This is a genomic window from Mesorhizobium sp. WSM3868, from assembly GCF_002294785.1.
GTDB lineage: Bacteria > Pseudomonadota > Alphaproteobacteria > Rhizobiales > Rhizobiaceae > Mesorhizobium.
The window spans coordinates 165,015-179,658 of the sequence record NZ_NSGB01000012.1; the positions used below are offsets into that span (position 1 = coordinate 165,015).

The window sequence follows — 14,644 nt, forward strand, 5'->3', positions numbered from 1 at the left end:
GATCGGCGAAAGCCGGCGCGAAAGCCAATCTCCCCTGACAAGCGGGGAGGTCAGCAGCTTCAGCGCGGAGCCCTCTCCATGAACGACGCGCGCCATCCCCTGCCGAGGCACCCGGCCTTGCCCGCGCCTCCCTGGCCCAGGCAGCGGCCGCAGGTCTCCTTCATCGTCTGCACGCGTGACCGCGCGGCGGTGCTTGAAGCCTGCATCGATTCGATCCGTGCCGCCTGTCTTGCGCATCCCGCCTTCGCCGCCGAACTGGTGGTGGTCGACAACGGCTCGCGCGACGGCACGGCGGAATATCTTTCCCGGATCGCCGCGAGCTCCGACATTCCACTTACGGCGATCTCAGAGCCGCGGCCCGGGCTGGCGGCGGCGCGCAATGCGGGGCTGGCGCGGGCGCGCGGGCACGTGCTGGTCTTCAACGACGACGACTGCAGGCTCGACCGCAACTACCTCGCCGACCTCCAACGGCATTATGCAAGCGGTGAGAAATGGCTGATCCGCGGTGGCCGCGTCGAACTCGGCGATGCGCGCGACCTGCCCTTCACCATCAAGCGCTGCGACGAGCGCCAGCGGCTGACACCCGCCGTGCATCCGGGCGGCTTCGTGCTCGGCTGCAACATGACCATGCATCGGGACGTCGCCGCTCGCATCGGCCCCTTCGACGAACGCTTCGGCGCCGGCGGGCCGCTGCGCTCGGCGGAAGACACCGACTACCTGGTGCGCGCCATGCTCGCCGGCATGGCGGTGGAATATGTGCCCGACATGACGATCTTCCATCACCACGGCCGGCGTGGCCGCAAGGCGATCGATCGGCTGCACCGCGACTATCATTTCGGCAATGGCGCGCTGTGTCTCAAGCATTTCCGCCGCGCGCCATGGCTGCTTCGCCATTTCTATTGGGCGGCGCGTGCCGCCACGCGCGAGCTGATCGGCGGCCCGCGCTTCGACCAGGATCTCAGGCTCTCGCACTGGCCGATCGTTTTGATGAACCTCGCGGGCGCGGCGAAATTGATGACGCTCGTGCTGGCCGGCCGGCCCGATCGGCAGCCGCCGCACGCTCAGGAAGCCGCCGAGGTCAGCGCGGAGGCCGGCGCGCCATGAGCGGGCATCCGACACTGGCGATGCTGCGGCGGGCGCTCGGCCGCCGTCAGCTCGGCCTGCTGCCCGTCGTGGTCGCGCTCGGGCTTGCCAGTGCTGCGCTCGAAGGCTTCGGCATCGGGCTGATCATTCCGCTGCTCGGCATCATCATGGGACATGGCGAGGCGACCGGCATGGCCGGCCTTTCCGCCCTGCTGCAGAAGGTCGGCGCCGGGCTCGGCGAGCGCGAGCGCCTGATCGCGATTTCGGCCGCGATCCTCGGCTCGATCCTGCTCAAGAACCTGCTTGCCTTCGCCAATGCGGTGCTGACCGCGCATATCTACGGCAAGGCCGGCCAGTCGATCCGCGGCGCGCTCGCCGAACGCCTGCTCAGCGTCGGCTATCCGTTCTTCCTGAAGGAGAGCCCAGGGCGGCTGCTCAACATCATCTCCAACGAATCCTGGCGTGCGTCGGATGCCATGCAGGGGGTGCTCGGCGCGATCGTCAGTGCCTCGGCGGCGGTTATCCTGCTTGCCTTCCTGCTGCTCTTATCCTGGCAGATGACGCTGCTGGTGATGCTCGGGCTGGCGCTGGTGCAAGCGGCACATATGGCGCTGTCGGCGCATCTCAAGGCGCCGAGCCGCAGCGTCGCGGCGCGCAACAGCGCTTTAGCCTCGCAGATGCTGCACCTGGTGCATGCCGGCCGTCTCATCCGCATCTTCGGCCAGGAGGCGCGCGAGAAGGCGGCGTTCGAGAAGGCATCGGACAGCGTGCGGCGGGCGGCCTTCACGCTTTCCAGCCGCCAGGGCGCGCTGGCGCCGCTCACCGAAGTGCTGCACGCCGTGCTGTTCCTGGCGGTGGTGATCGGCGCCTGGCTTGCTGGCCTGAGCTTCCCGTTGGTCGCCGCCTTCCTCATCCTGCTTTACCGCCTGCAGCCGCATGTGCGCGCGCTGCAGATGACCTGGAGCCAGCTGCAGGGGCTTTCCGGCTCGCTGGAGGAGGTGACCTGGCTGCTCGACCCCGAGGGCAAGCCCGCGCCGCCCACGGGCAGCCGTCCGTTCGCGGGACTCGGCGGAAAGATCGCCTTCGAGGGCGTCAGCTTCAGCTATGCCAATGAGGAGCAGCGCGCGGCGGTGCTGCATGCGGCGAGCTTCGACATCGTGAGCGGCCGTTCGACGGCGCTGATCGGCCGCTCCGGCGCCGGCAAGACGACCATCGTCAACCTGCTCTGCCGCTTCGTCGAGCCCGATGGCGGCCGCATCCTCGTCGACGGCGCGCCGCTCGGCGAGATCGACCCGGCCGAATGGCGGGCGCATATAGCCCTGGCCAGCCAGGACCTGGAGCTGGTCGACGGCACGATCCTCGACAACATCACCTACGGCAAGGACACGGCCAGCGCGGAAGAGGCGCGCCGGGCGGCGATGCTCGCCGAGGCGCATGGCTTCATCGAGACGCTGCCGCAGGCCTACCAGACGGTGGTCGGCTATCGCGGCGTCAACCTGTCGGCCGGGCAAAGGCAGCGCATCGCGCTGGCGCGAGCGCTGCTGCGCGACCCCGACATTTTGATCCTCGACGAAGCCACAAATGCAGTGGACGGACTCTCGGAAGCGGCGATCGTGGAAACGCTGAAATCGCGCGCCGGCCGCCGCACCACGATCGTCATCAGCCATCACCACTCGACCATCGCGTTCTGCGACGACCTGGTGATCCTGGAGCATGGGCGGGTGAAGAAGCAGGCGCCGTTCGCGGAACTGGCGGCACGCAGCATGGATGAGCTGTACCAGCCGGAGTGAGGGCTTTCTTTGCGAGGGAAGTGGCGAAGGTTGGCGCGAGACACCCCCCTCTGCCCTGCCGGGCATCTCCCCCGCAAGGGGGGAGATTGGCAGCTCCGGCTGCCGCGCTCTTCCTGCTCCGTCGGAAGTTGGCGAAAGCGGCGACGACATCTGATCTCCCCCTTGCGGGCCCTTGCGGGGGAGATGTCCGGCAGGACAGAGGGGGTGCTGTCCCGCCGGCGCTAAACCAGCTTCACCCCGCCATCGCCAGTGGCGCGGCGCTCTTGTTGGGGATCTGGATGTCGATCTCCAGCGTCGACATGGTGGCGCCGCGATCCATCGAGACCTGGAGATAGTCCTGGTCGATCTGCACATGCTTGGCAATGACGGCCATGATCTCCTCGCGCAGAATGGAGACGAGGTCTGGCTGGCCACGGCTCTGGCGTTCATAGGCGAGCAGCAGCTGCAGCCGCTCGCGCGCCACAGGCGCACTGGTGCGCCGCTTGAAGAGGTCGAGAATGCTCATGCCGCCCTCCTTCCGAGAAGCCGTTCGAGGAAACCCTTGCGCTCGAAGGGGACGACCACCGGCAGGTCCTCGCCTTCCAGGCGCCGCGCCGCCTCGAGGTAGGCCTTGGCGGCGGTGTTGATCGGCTCGCTGAGCGTCACCGGCGCGCCGAGGTTGGAGGCCCTGAGCACATCCTGGCTTTCCGGGATGATGCCGAGCAGCGGCGTCGAAAGGATCTCCAGCACGTCGTCGATCGACAGCATCTCGCCGCGCGAGGCGCGCGTCGCGTCATAGCGCGTGACCAGCACGTGCTTCTGGATCAGCTCGCCCTGCTCCGCCTTCATGGTGCGGGCGTCGAGCAGGCCGATGATGCGGTCGGAGTCGCGCACCGAGCTCACTTCCGGGTTGGTGACGATGACCGCCTCGTCGGCGAAGCGCATGGCAAGCTGAGCGCCGCGCTCGATGCCGGCCGGGCTGTCGCAGAAGACATAGTCGAACACCGAGCGCAGCCGGGCGATGACTTCGGCAACGCCCTCCTCGGTCAGCGCGTCCTTGTCGCGCGTCTGCGAGGCCGGCAGCAGATAGAGCGTCTCCAGCCGCTTGTCGCGGATCAGCGCCTGCGACAGTTTTGCGGTGCCCTGGATAACGTTGACGAGGTCGAACACCACGCGGCGCTCGGCACCCATGATGAGGTCGAGATTGCGCAGGCCGACGTCGAAATCGACCAGCGCAACCTTCTTGCCGGTCTTGGCCACGGCAGCGCCGAGCGCGGCCGTCGAGGTTGTCTTGCCGACGCCCCCCTTGCCCGAGGTGACCACGACTACCTTGCCCATATATCCAGCCTCCGTTGGCGATTTTTATTCTCTGGCCGTGCCGGGCACGGCGGACTCATGAAGGACAATGGCACGCGAAACCGGTCCGAAGCTTGCGCGGCCAAAGACTCAGCCGAGCGGCACCACGCACAGCGCATCGTTTTCGAGGAAGGCCTGCACCGCCTTGCCGCGCGAAACACCTTCCATCTCCTCGGCCGTGGTGTACCAGCCGTCGACGGCGAGCAGCTCGGCCTCGTTCTTGCGGCAGAAGATGCGCGCCGATGTGTTGCCTTCCGAGCCGGCGATCGCCCGACCGCGCAGCGTGCCGTAGACATGGATCGAACCGCCGGCGACGATTTCCGAGCCGGACGCGACGGAGCCCAGCACGATGACGTCGCCATGCGGATGAAAGACCGACTGCCCGGAGCGGATCGGCGCCTTGATCATCAGGGTGCCGGCGGAAGGCTCGTGCCGCGCCGGTGCAGCACCCTGCCCCGACCCGGCCGGTTCCGACTTGGCTGCTTCGGCGGCTCGCGCGTTCTGCGCATCGAGCTTCGCCAGCTCATCCTGCGGCGCCCTCATTTGCCCCGGCTGCACGTCCTCGACCGTAGCCGTCTCGACCGTGATCTCTTCCGCCTTCGCCTTGCGCGCGGCCCTGCCCAGCAACCCCTCGGCGGTCGCCTCCTTGGCGCCGGCGAGCAGCGGCGGCAAATCGGGGCCGAGCTCGGCGCCCTCGAGCTCGATCGCGTAGACGCGGATGCCGCGCCGGGCGAGCGTGCCGACAAGCGCTGCGATCTCCTCCGGCCCCGGCTTCAAAGTGTTGAGATCCAGCACTACCGGGCGGCCATTGAAATAGCCCGGCGAGTTGCCGATCCAGTGATCGAGCCCCTCCAGCCACTCGTCGATCGGCGCCTCCGGCGTCAGCGTGAAAGCGACGAAGGAGCGGGCGCGGAAGCGGATGGATTTGTTGTGCAAAGGGGCGGCGAAGGTCACGGCCAGACGAATCCTTACTCAATGGTTAAAGGGTGCCGGGCGAATGGTTAACAAAAGGTTAATTTTGCGGGTGGCGGCCGCTGAGGAACTGGCGCGGCTAAGTTTTGTGGCGGGGTGGTCACAGTACCCGCCGCAGCGTCTATCCAGCACACAATTCGACACATGGCGTGAGCCGGCAGGGAACGCTCAGCGGGGCTAGCGGGCCAACAATCGGCTGGGCATTTCGGTTCTTGTCGGCGAGGGATAAAGATCTGTATCTCGGCGCTTTCATCGGCGCCGGGCGGAAGCCCGCTATAGGAGTCGGGCGGCAAGCGCAATTAGTCGCCCGGAAGCTTTTCAGGACAACGGCCTTCGATAATATTATTTCGCCTCGCCTTGTCGCCGCTGCGGTTAAGCGCTATGTTTTTTCAAATCGAACTTGTTGAACGAATGTTGTTTCTGCGCCTCGGCGCCCTGACGATCTTCCCTCTCAATTTCGAAGACTGCGACGTTTGGCACGCAGCCAGGCGGCGATGATTTGCGTCGATTTGAAAGGAAAATCGTATGACTACTGGAACCGTGAAGTTTTTCAACGCCACGAAAGGCTTCGGCTTCATCGAGCAGGGCAATGGGCAGCCGGACGTGTTCGTCCATATCTCCGCCGTCGAGCGCGCCGGAATGCGCTCGCTAGCGGAGGGCCAGAAGGTGAGCTTCGACATCGTGAAGAACCAGCGGAACGGCAAAAGCTCGGCGGAGAATATCCAGGCGGGCTGATGCCGTGCATCCATGGCCTTTGACCGCGGATGTACCGGCATTGGCCTTGGAGCACTTTGATCTTGCGGATGTCTTCGTCCCGAAACCGGCTCCCGATTTCGGGCAACATGTTTTGGGGTTTTACGCATGTCTTCCCCTAACCGGTTTCCGATTTCGGGAGATATGCTTTGGAAGGTCGGGCTTGCCCGGCCTTCTTCGTTTCAAATTGCGAGGTAGACCATGGCCGAAACCAGTGTGTTCAAGCCGAAGGGCGACGCCAAGAGCGAAGCCACCACGAAGACGGCGCGCACGATAATCGAGGGCGAAGCGGCAGCGCGGCAGGCAAAGACGGAACGGCTCCGCGCGGCCAGGCTCGCCCGCGGGCCGGTTGAAACGGAGCCAAAGAAGAAGCCGGCAAGGCGAAAATAGCGACAGAGGTCTCCACTTCTTCCGACGCGATTCGGCTCGAGTTCCCGCGGCTGGGAATGGCCGACCCGCCCTCCAGCCGAACTAACCCAAAGGCCGGATGGCCGGGCCGTTGAGGACAGCTCCGTCCGGCGCGAACTGCGAGCCGTGGCAGGGGCAATCCCAGCATTGCTCGGTCGAATTCCAGTGCACGATGCAGCCGAGATGCGTGCAACTGGCCGAATGCCGGTGCAGCTTGCCGTCGCGATCGCGGCACACGGCGAACTTGCTCAAGCCGTCCTGAAGTATGCCGCCTTCGCCAGGCTCGAGGGCGTCGGCCGACTTGACCTCACCGGGCAGCAAATAGCCGGCAAGGTTCTTCACCGTCGTAAGGTTCTCATTGACGTAGTGCGCGAGCGCGGCGGGCGGCGTCCGGTCGGGGGCGTAGACGGCTTCCCAGGAGTTCGATCCGTCCACGATCAGATCGCGGATCAGCAGTCCGGCCAAGGCGCCATGCGTCATGCCCTGGCCGGAGTCGCCGGTGGCGATGAAGACGTTGCCGTTGCCGGGGCTTCGGCCGATGAAGCCGCAAAAGTCGATCGTTTCGAGGACCTGGCCGGACCATCGCGCTCGTTCTCCGCCAAGATCGGGCACCAATGCCCTGATCCAGGCCTCGAGCGCGACAAAGCGTGCCGCGCCGTCATCCGCTTCGCCCGATTTGTGATCGCGGCCGCCGGCTATGAGACAATCCGTCGTGCCGGGACCGGGATTGAGGCGGACATAGTAATAGGGATCATCCATGTCCCAGTAGAGCGCATCCGGGAGGGTTCCCCTGGCGATGTCGAAAGCCATCGCATAGGTGCGGTAAGGCGCCATCTTGCTGTGGATCTTGACCCAGGTGTTGATTGGGGAATTGGTGGCAAACACCGCGTTCGAAGCCGTGACGGTGGAGCCGCCGTCGCATTTCAGGCGAACCTTGTCCCCCTCCTCGATTTCGATGACGGCGCTGTCGGCGAATGCCTTGCCGCCTCGTTTCTCGAAATCGGCCAGCAGCGCTCGCAAATATTTCAGCGGGTGGAAGGTCGCCTGGTCTGGATAGCGCAGGATGGGCGCCGTTTCATGGCCCTTGAGCGGCACACCCTTGCCATGCTCAGCCTCGGCGCCGATCTTTGCCGCAGCCGCATACTCCTTGTTGCATTCTCTGGCGGCCTCTTTCTCGTCCATCCATGCGGCCGGGAACAGGAAGCCGTCCAGCCGGCGGAAATCGCAGTCGATCTCCAGCGTGGCGACATGGCGTTCGATGCGGTCGACGGCGGCTTGCTGGCTTTCCTGGAATCCGCGCGCCAGAGCCTCGCCGCGCATGTCGATCAGCGCGCTCAAGCCGTCGTCGCAGATGGGTGCCAGATGGGCGGTCGTGCGCGATGTCATGCCGCCGAGCAAGGGGCCGCGATCCACGAGCACCACCCTGCGTCCCGCCAAGGCCAGTTCGTAGGCGATGGAAACGCCGGCGATGCCGGCGCCGACGACGGCTACGTCACAGTGCTCATCCTGCTCGAGGCGAGGCGCGTTGGGCAAGCTGGTGTCGAGTGTCCAAAAAGATGTGGTCGCTTCGCTGCTGACGTTCATTGCCTGCCTCGTCGAAACGAAATCGGATGCCCGCGCCGAATGCTGCTCGGCCCGGGTTGCAGATCATCGTGACCGGCTCCACCCTAACGGCTAGGTGCTCTTGAGCGTTCCGTTCATCCCGTTCGGGTAAAAGCCGCCTTTGCTCACACCCGACTGATCGGTCAGATAGACGATGCGCAGCACCTCCTGCGGCGTCCTTGTGAAGGCAATCGCATCCGGCGTCGAAGGAACGACGTTGGCCTTGCCGTCGACCTGAATGCCCTGGTCTTTGTCCTCGTTCCCATCGATCTTGTCGCGTGCGTCGGAAACCGCATTCGCCGCCTTCCAGGCCTTCTCGCCCATGCGATAGAGCGATGATCGCGCCATTCCCATGTGATAGGCCTCGACCGCGAGAATTCCAGCCGCGGCAGCGAGGAATTCCTTGTTCTTCAGGACAGTTGCCGCACCGGCGTAGGCGGTCACACCGACATCCTCGAACAGCATGCCGCCGAGCACGAAATTCATCTGGTTGCCAAACGCATCGAAATCGTCGCCGAGGCCGGCCGCCTTGGCGACCGCGGCAAAGCCGGCATCGAAATCGATCGCCGGCCGGTCCACCGCATTCGACGCAAGCGTCTTGCGATAGAACCTGACATGGGCAAGCTCGTTTTCCGCGACCTCGCGCATGAATTCACCGAGCGCGGGCGTATCGAAGGCAACCTTTTTGCCGCCGACGACATCGCCGGGTTTGGAACCGATGTCCGAGTCCTCGATGCCTTTTCCCGTGGTGCCGCGGAGGTAATATTCAGCCTCCATATATTCCAGGTTGAGCGCGAAGCGGAAAATGTCTTCGTCTTTTATGTCGTCCTGCGCGGCAGCAGACGAAGTCGCAGCAATGCCGGCCGCTGAAGCAAGGGTCGCTCCAAGACCGATTTGTAGTGCCCGGCGGCGACAAACATGAAGTGAAGGCGTGACAGCGGTCATAGCTTCCTCCCGAAGCCCGCCTGTCAACCGGTTTGGCCTCAATGAGCGGGCCAGCCGCCAAACTTCGCAGAAGGCAGAATGTTCCTGAAAAGAAGCCGATATGGCTTTGCCTGGGGGAGCCTGATGCGGCCGCGATACGGCTCGCGTGGCGCCGGTGCGGTTTTGCGCAGTCGAAGGCTCGAGCCCTGTCGCCTCGTTCATGGCGCCGGGCTTGCAGGCCGGGCGGCGACGGGTGCCTCACTTCGACCCGGCGCCATGAACGGGGCCCGGAGATGGCCTGCCGCGCTCGGCTTCGCGCTCCAGCCTGACGATAGCTCAAGCCGCCAGCTGCACCCTCACCGGCTGCGGCGATCACGACGCCGGCGAGCAGGCCGTAGGCGGCTTGCCGGGCCTAGCGGACCTGAGGTGTGAAGGCCGCCTACAGTCCGCCACTGCGTCCGCAACAATAACGGATTCGGCCAATGTTGAGTTACAAAAGGGTGCCTCGCGCCAGATTCAGCGGCCCAGCGTCACTTCGCAGGAACGTGGGCCTGCCCTACTCGCACTGCCGGCGCGGGCCGCCGTCATAGGGCTGGTAGGTGTTGTCCTGCGGATCGTAGGAGCGATAGCGGCTGAAGCAGGAGTCGATATGATCGCCCGACATTTGCGGGCCCAGCAGCCGATCCCTGGAAGGCTGGTCCTCCGGCAAAATCTCTTCCGGCGGGCCGCCATAGGTCGTCGCGTAGCCGTCCCGTGTCGTGGCGTAGCCTTCCATCTCGGCCTGGTCGTCAGTCACCTCGCCTTGATTGTTCATCCAGGGCTGATCGGATTGGTGCCCGTCGGTCGAGGCTGTGCGATCGCCGCCCGGATCGAAATAGGGCGAGATGCAGGGGCGGATCTCCCCGCTGTAGGAGCGGTAGCTGTTTTCTTGCGGGCGGTAGCTGCGATAGCGGTTGGCGCACCATTCGAGATGCGCGGCGGGCAATTGTGCCTGCTGGGCCGGCGCCTGCTCCGAAGGCTGTTCAGCCGCATTGGCCTGGCCCGTCTGTGAAGCATTGGGCGGAGAGACCTCGGGCAAGGGCTGCAACTGCCGCGGCGCGGCGGCTTGCGGCGTTGGGAGAGCTGCGGTCTGCGTGGCCGTATCCGCCGCCCTGGCCCCCTCGTCCGCCTTAGCGGACGCGCCGGCGGCCTGCTGGGCCGGGATGCGCTCGAGATCCTGCTTCGCCGGATCGACGGGCCTGGCGTCCTTGGTCCAGAGCTCGGAAACGCCGATCGCCGGCGTTGCCTGGCGCACCGGCTTGGCGGCCAGCAGCCAGGTGGCGAAGGCGAGCCCTGAGGCAAACACGGCCAGGGTCAGCACGAAGCCGCCGACGATTCCCAACAATGCCTTCACGCTGCTCTCCTTCGAGCCCCCGCTTATAGAATGCGGGGGGCGGGATGGGAGTTCCTCTGCCGCCTGACGAAATGAGGAACTAGGCGACCACCTCGCGATACTTCCTCACCTTCCCGTCCTGCCCGCGAATCCGCCATGTCTCGCTGTCCCGGCCCTCGATGTGGCTGGGGCCGAGCGGCACCTTGCCGCCGCCATCGGGCAGATCGATGACATAGGTCGGGTTGCAGATGCCGGAGAGGCGCTGGCGCAGTTCCGCGGCCAGCGCCTGGCCCTCGGCAATCGTGGTGCGGCGGTGCGCCATGCCCGGCGCCAGATCACCATGGTGAAGATAGTAAGGTTTTACGCCCAGCCGATAGATCAGCTCGCGGCAGAGCTCTTCCAGCACCTCGACCTTGTCGTTGACGCCCTTCAAGAGAACGCTCTGGTTGAGCAGAACAAAACCCGCCTGCCGCATCGTCCGGCAGGCCGTTTCGGTGTCCAGCGTGATCTCGCGCGGGTGGTTGAAGTGAGTGACCACCGTCACCATCAGTCTTCCCTGTAGGGATGCCGTCAGGCCGGGCGTGATGCGCGTCGGCAGCGCCACCGGCACGCGGGTGTGGATGCGCAGGAGCCGCACATGCGGGATCGCCTCGATGCGGGCGCGGATTTCGGCGAGCGCCCTGTCGGGCAGCGACAGCGGATCGCCGCCGGTCAGGATCACCTCGCGGATCTCGCTATGTTGGGCGATGTAAGCGAGGGCCGGCTCCAGCGCCTCGCGCGTATAGCCGCGGCCGATCGAAGTCAGCGACTCCTTGCGAAAACAGAAGCGGCAATAGACCGCGCATTGATAGGTCGGGAACAAGAGCACGCGGTCGGCATGGCGATGCGTCAGCCTGGGCACCGGGCTGAAGGCGTGGTCGCCGATCGGATCGCCGAGCTCGCCCTCGGCAGTGATCAACTCGTCCGGCGACGGGATCACCTGCGCGCGGATCGGATCGTTCGGATCGTTCCAGTCGATCAGGTCGAGATAGACTTTCGGCACGCGCACCTTGTGGGCGGCCGCGGCTTGCTGCGCGGCGGCGCGCTCGGCCGGCGAGAGCGGCAGGGCTGCGAGGTCGCGAACATGGCGCACGCCGGCACGCACGTCGTCCTGCCAGGCGGCGTCGGGGCCGCGCGCGGCTTCCTTGAGATCGGTATCTGAGGTCATTGGGGTCTCGGTACGAACTTGCGCGGGATATCGGCCGGATGGATGGCCGGGTCAATCGTTTTGGTTGCCGCAGAGCGGTGGAGCGGCGCGCGAGACCGGCTGGGCCTGATGCCCGGCTTGTCTCGCGGCTTTGAGCGCGACGAAATTGGCGCTAATTTGGCGCAGGCTTCGGGGGACACGAATGGATTTCAGCGCAGGCCATGGCTACCTTCTCATCGGTGGGCTCATCCTGGTCGGCGCCGGGCTGCTGATCATTTCGCTGATCGTCAATCTGCGCGTGGCGCACAGCGTGCGCGACGAACTGCGCCATCGCGAAAAGCTGCTGGAATATTATCGCAACATCTTTTCGCAGCTGGGCGTGATCCTGATCGGCATCGGCGTTTCGCTGTTCATCTTCTTCTTCCAGCAGAACTATCAGGACCAGCGCAAGCGCGAGACCGAGCTGCAGCAGGTTCTCGCCAAACTGGCGGCGCGCGTTGCCCGCGGCGCCCCGGTCATCGAAACGCTGGGCGAGTTCGACGAGGTACTGGATGAGGGCGGCGCCTATGTCGGCCCCGAACACGGGGGAAGCAACGCCGCGATCACCGCCAGGGGAACGGAGCTCGCCAAGCAAGTCGAAAAGATCCTGCTGGTGGAACGCGATGTCGATGTTCGAGACTTCGAAATCCTGAACCTGTCGCGCGACCTCGAAGCCACCTTTGTCGTCAACGAGATCGATCCGACGCTGTGGTTCAACATCGTGCGCGACGAGAACGAGATCAAATACGCGACGACGCAGCTAGCCCTCGACTACAAGGACCTGCATGAGGCGATCGGCGACGAGGCGGTCGAGGCCGCGGTCGCCAAGCCCGACAAGGAACCGAAGATCAAGCATGAGGTGCTCGACATCCTCTATGACGCCGACCTGCTGCGTCAGCGCAGCAGGCGGTTTCTCGCCCGCGCCTGCTGGCTGTTCAGCAAGGGCAAGAGTTTCGTCGCTCTTGCACCGGCCGATGCGATCGAGACCGACACCAAATCGCAGCAGGAATGGATCGACCGCGCGAAACCGGTGCTGACGCAGACGAAGTCGGGCAGCGGCGACTGCTTCAAGCTGCTCCGCTACGGGCAGGCATCCTGAGCCCGCGGGTCTTTGTTTTGATACATGTCGTTCACCCAGAATAGCCGCACGGCTCTGGGTGAAGCGATCAGTCACCCACCCGCAGCAGCCTGCCAAGACGATTGTCGTCGAGGAACTCGATCGTGATCGCCGAGGCCTTACCATCGGGGCCGACGACGAAGCTCACGCCCGCCGGCCGGTCTGGCGTCTCGGCGTCGGGATGGGTCAGGAACAGATCGCCGTCGAAATGCGTCAGCGAATAGGACCGCGCTCCGGCCGGCCCGACCTCGAGCACAAGGCCGTCGCCCGCGCTCGACACGGTCGCGTCGCCGATGAAGTCGTTGGCGTAGCGGCCGGAATAGGCGCTGGCCGGCCGGGCCGGCCTTGGCGGAGACGGTGGCGCGGCATATTCGGCCTTGGCCGCGGCGATCGCCGGACCCAGCATCCCGGCATAGATTCCGTCCCAGGCCTCGACCCAGTCCTTTTCGACTTTTCCGTCGAAGACCAGATCGGCAAAGCTGTCGGACAACCCTTCCGGGACACCGGTCGGGAAGGCGTTGGTAAGGATAACGATGCCAAGCTTCTCCTGCGGAAACAGCGTCGCCACCGTACGCGCGCCGACGCTGAAGGCGCCTGCATGGCCCCAGCTCAGGCCGTGCCGGCCGAAATCAATATTCCAGCCGAGGCCATAGAAAGACTCGCCTCCGGTTACCGGATTGCGGCCCAGCGCCATCTGAGGCAGATGCGTCTGTCGCAGCGCATCGGAAGCAATCAGCGTCCGGCCGGCATAAACCCCGTCGCCGAGCACCAGGCGCATCCATTGCATGAGATCGCGCGCGCTGGAATTCACGCCGCCCGCCGGCGCCTGAGGATCGACATTGCGCTTGACCTTTGCGGCCCAGACGCCGTCGATTCTGACATGCAGCGCGGCGCGATTGGCGCGGCTGATGAAGTCCGCGTGACGGGAGCTGGTCGCAGCCATTCCAAGCGGGCGGTAGAGCTTTTCCTCCGCGACCGTCTCCCAGGGCTTGCCTGTCGGCTTCGCGGCCGCCACGGCACCCTCGGTCAGCCCGAAATTGCTGTAGGAATAGCCGGCGCGAAAGCTCGATGATGGCGACACAAAGCGGAGGCGGCGAAGGATTTCGGCGCGGTCGTAGCCGATGCCCTCAAGGTCGTCTCCGGCAGTGCCGGGAAGGCCGCTGCGATGCGTGAAAAGATCGCGGATGGTGAGTTCGCCGGTGGGATAGGGATCGGCAAGGCGGAAGGCCGGATCGAGATCGGCGATCTTCGAATCCCAGGATACCACCCCGTCGCTGACCAGCGCGGCCACGACGGTAGCCGAGATCGGCTTCGAAAGGGAGGCGATCTGGAACACCGTGTCAGCGTCGACCAGCTCCGGCCTGCCGGCTTCGCGGTGCCCGAAACCCCTGAGGAATATCACCTTGTCGTCATGCACGACGCCGATGGCGAGCCCGGGGACGGCACCATCGGCAACGGCGGCTTGCGCCAGCGCTTCGAGCTTCGGCAAGGCGGCGGCGATGCGCGCGGGCGTGACGGGATCGGCCGATGCCGCGTGAGGCCAAAGCGCCAGTCCGGCGATGAAGGCCAAAACCGTCAAATGACAGAGATCCCGACCAAGCCGCATCGCGCGCTCCCTTCCCCTGCATTCACCCTAAGATTGTACAGGCAGGCACCGGCTTGGCCAAGTCTTGCGCGGCCCTGATCATCCTCCCAATCGACTGGTGCCGCGCCGGGTGCGTCCCTCACCTCTGGGCCTGCGCCCGCCTTAGAAGGTCCGGCCGCCCCGACATCATGGCTGTGCTCTGGACACGAAAGCTTGCGTTCCTTCGCGCCCCCCTCTGTCCTGCCGGACATCTTCCCCACTTGGGGGGAGATCAGATGTGGCGCCGGCTTTCGCCAATCATCGACGGTGCAAAGGGAAAGCCGTCAGCGGAACTGCCAATCTCCCCCCTCGTGGGCAGGGGAATCGCAGATAAGTTGATTGGCTATTGCCAAGCCGCAAAGGAAGGATTCTTGAGAGGCTTTCTCGTAGCAGAGGAGGCCCGAGTGCGGCTTGTTTTGTCGATCCTGCAAGCAGTTCG

Annotated in this window: 13 protein-coding genes; 5 read left to right on the forward strand and 8 right to left on the reverse strand. The window is 65.2% G+C overall.

Going from position 1 to position 14,644, the window contains the following annotated elements:
- Positions 1 to 78 precede the first annotated feature (78 nt).
- Positions 79 to 1,104, forward strand: coding sequence for a glycosyltransferase (locus CK221_RS20005; RefSeq protein ID WP_095778965.1), 1,026 nt, complete (start codon positions 79 to 81; stop codon positions 1,102 to 1,104).
- A complete protein-coding gene (locus CK221_RS20010; RefSeq protein ID WP_245430689.1) occupies positions 1,101 to 2,873 on the forward strand; it encodes an ABC transporter ATP-binding protein in 1,773 nt (590 codons plus the stop codon). Before CK221_RS20005 ends, CK221_RS20010 begins: the two co-directional genes overlap by 4 nt.
- A 232-nt stretch (positions 2,874 to 3,105) precedes the next feature.
- Here CK221_RS20010 and minE read toward each other — a convergent pair whose 3' ends face one another.
- From minE to minC, 3 genes are all read right to left on the reverse strand, one after another.
- Positions 3,106 to 3,378, reverse strand: coding sequence for a cell division topological specificity factor MinE (gene minE / locus CK221_RS20020; RefSeq protein ID WP_042638296.1), 273 nt, complete (start codon positions 3,376 to 3,378; stop codon positions 3,106 to 3,108).
- On the reverse strand, positions 3,375 to 4,190 hold the full coding sequence (gene minD / locus CK221_RS20025; protein ID WP_067321964.1) for a septum site-determining protein MinD: 816 nt from the start codon (positions 4,188 to 4,190) through the stop codon (positions 3,375 to 3,377). The genes minE and minD overlap by 4 nt, the downstream gene beginning before the upstream one ends.
- A gap of 108 nt (positions 4,191 to 4,298) precedes the next feature.
- On the reverse strand, positions 4,299 to 5,162 hold the full coding sequence (gene minC / locus CK221_RS20030; RefSeq protein WP_095778967.1) for a septum site-determining protein MinC: 864 nt from the start codon (positions 5,160 to 5,162) through the stop codon (positions 4,299 to 4,301).
- Positions 5,163 to 5,705: 543 nt separating this feature from the next.
- On the opposite strand from minC, the gene CK221_RS20035 reads away from it, so the two are divergent.
- Positions 5,706 to 5,915, forward strand: a complete 210-nt coding sequence (locus CK221_RS20035) for a cold-shock protein (protein WP_066992896.1) — start codon at positions 5,706 to 5,708, stop codon at positions 5,913 to 5,915.
- Between the two features lie 219 nt (positions 5,916 to 6,134).
- Positions 6,135 to 6,323 (forward strand): hypothetical protein, encoded by a 189-nt coding sequence (locus tag CK221_RS20040; protein ID WP_095778968.1) that lies wholly within the window; start codon positions 6,135 to 6,137, stop codon positions 6,321 to 6,323.
- An 81-nt stretch (positions 6,324 to 6,404) separates the two neighbouring features.
- Here the strand turns inward: CK221_RS20040 and CK221_RS20045 are convergent, their stop codons facing one another.
- The 4 genes from CK221_RS20045 to CK221_RS20060 all read right to left on the reverse strand — a co-directional run bounded on the left by CK221_RS20045 (position 6,405) and on the right by CK221_RS20060 (position 11,446).
- Positions 6,405 to 7,925, reverse strand: a complete 1,521-nt coding sequence (locus tag CK221_RS20045) for an FAD-dependent oxidoreductase (RefSeq protein WP_095778969.1) — start codon at positions 7,923 to 7,925, stop codon at positions 6,405 to 6,407.
- 90 nt (positions 7,926 to 8,015) lie between these two features.
- Positions 8,016 to 8,888 carry a ferritin-like domain-containing protein gene (locus tag CK221_RS20050; RefSeq protein ID WP_095778970.1) on the reverse strand — a complete coding sequence of 291 codons (873 nt, stop codon included), beginning with the start codon at positions 8,886 to 8,888 and terminating at the stop codon, positions 8,016 to 8,018.
- 535 nt (positions 8,889 to 9,423) lie between these two features.
- The gene (locus CK221_RS20055) at positions 9,424 to 10,260 is read right to left on the reverse strand and encodes a BA14K family protein (RefSeq protein WP_095778971.1); all 837 of its coding nucleotides are present in this window, start codon (positions 10,258 to 10,260) and stop codon (positions 9,424 to 9,426) included.
- Between the two features lie 79 nt (positions 10,261 to 10,339).
- Positions 10,340 to 11,446 (reverse strand): KamA family radical SAM protein, encoded by a 1,107-nt coding sequence (locus CK221_RS20060; RefSeq protein WP_095778972.1) that lies wholly within the window; start codon positions 11,444 to 11,446, stop codon positions 10,340 to 10,342.
- 181 nt (positions 11,447 to 11,627) lie between these two features.
- On the opposite strand from CK221_RS20060, the gene CK221_RS20065 reads away from it, so the two are divergent.
- The gene (locus CK221_RS20065) at positions 11,628 to 12,563 is read left to right on the forward strand and encodes a hypothetical protein (RefSeq protein ID WP_095778973.1); all 936 of its coding nucleotides are present in this window, start codon (positions 11,628 to 11,630) and stop codon (positions 12,561 to 12,563) included.
- Between the two features lie 67 nt (positions 12,564 to 12,630).
- On the opposite strand, the gene CK221_RS20070 is transcribed toward CK221_RS20065, so the two are convergent.
- Positions 12,631 to 14,187 (reverse strand): serine hydrolase, encoded by a 1,557-nt coding sequence (locus tag CK221_RS20070; protein ID WP_095778974.1) that lies wholly within the window; start codon positions 14,185 to 14,187, stop codon positions 12,631 to 12,633.
- Between the last annotated feature and the right edge of the window lie 457 nt (positions 14,188 to 14,644).

Excerpts from the sequence above, each read along its gene's own strand:
- CK221_RS20005 (WP_095778965.1), top strand. The coding sequence starts at position 79 with ATGAACGACGCGCGCCATCCCCTGCCGAGGCACCCGGCCTTGCCCGCG.
- CK221_RS20010 (WP_245430689.1), top strand. The coding sequence starts at position 1,101 with ATGAGCGGGCATCCGACACTGGCGATGCTGCGGCGGGCGCTCGGCCGC.
- CK221_RS20045 (WP_095778969.1), bottom strand. The coding sequence starts at position 7,925 with ATGAACGTCAGCAGCGAAGCGACCACATCTTTTTGGACACTCGACACC.
- CK221_RS20035 (WP_066992896.1), top strand. The coding sequence starts at position 5,706 with ATGACTACTGGAACCGTGAAGTTTTTCAACGCCACGAAAGGCTTCGGC.
- minD (WP_067321964.1), bottom strand. The coding sequence starts at position 4,190 with ATGGGCAAGGTAGTCGTGGTCACCTCGGGCAAGGGGGGCGTCGGCAAG.
- CK221_RS20060 (WP_095778972.1), bottom strand. The coding sequence starts at position 11,446 with ATGACCTCAGATACCGATCTCAAGGAAGCCGCGCGCGGCCCCGACGCC.
- minE (WP_042638296.1), bottom strand. The coding sequence starts at position 3,378 with ATGAGCATTCTCGACCTCTTCAAGCGGCGCACCAGTGCGCCTGTGGCG.
- CK221_RS20050 (WP_095778970.1), bottom strand. The coding sequence starts at position 8,888 with ATGACCGCTGTCACGCCTTCACTTCATGTTTGTCGCCGCCGGGCACTA.
- CK221_RS20070 (WP_095778974.1), bottom strand. The coding sequence starts at position 14,187 with ATGCGGCTTGGTCGGGATCTCTGTCATTTGACGGTTTTGGCCTTCATC.
- CK221_RS20040 (WP_095778968.1), top strand. The coding sequence starts at position 6,135 with ATGGCCGAAACCAGTGTGTTCAAGCCGAAGGGCGACGCCAAGAGCGAA.
- CK221_RS20065 (WP_095778973.1), top strand. The coding sequence starts at position 11,628 with ATGGATTTCAGCGCAGGCCATGGCTACCTTCTCATCGGTGGGCTCATC.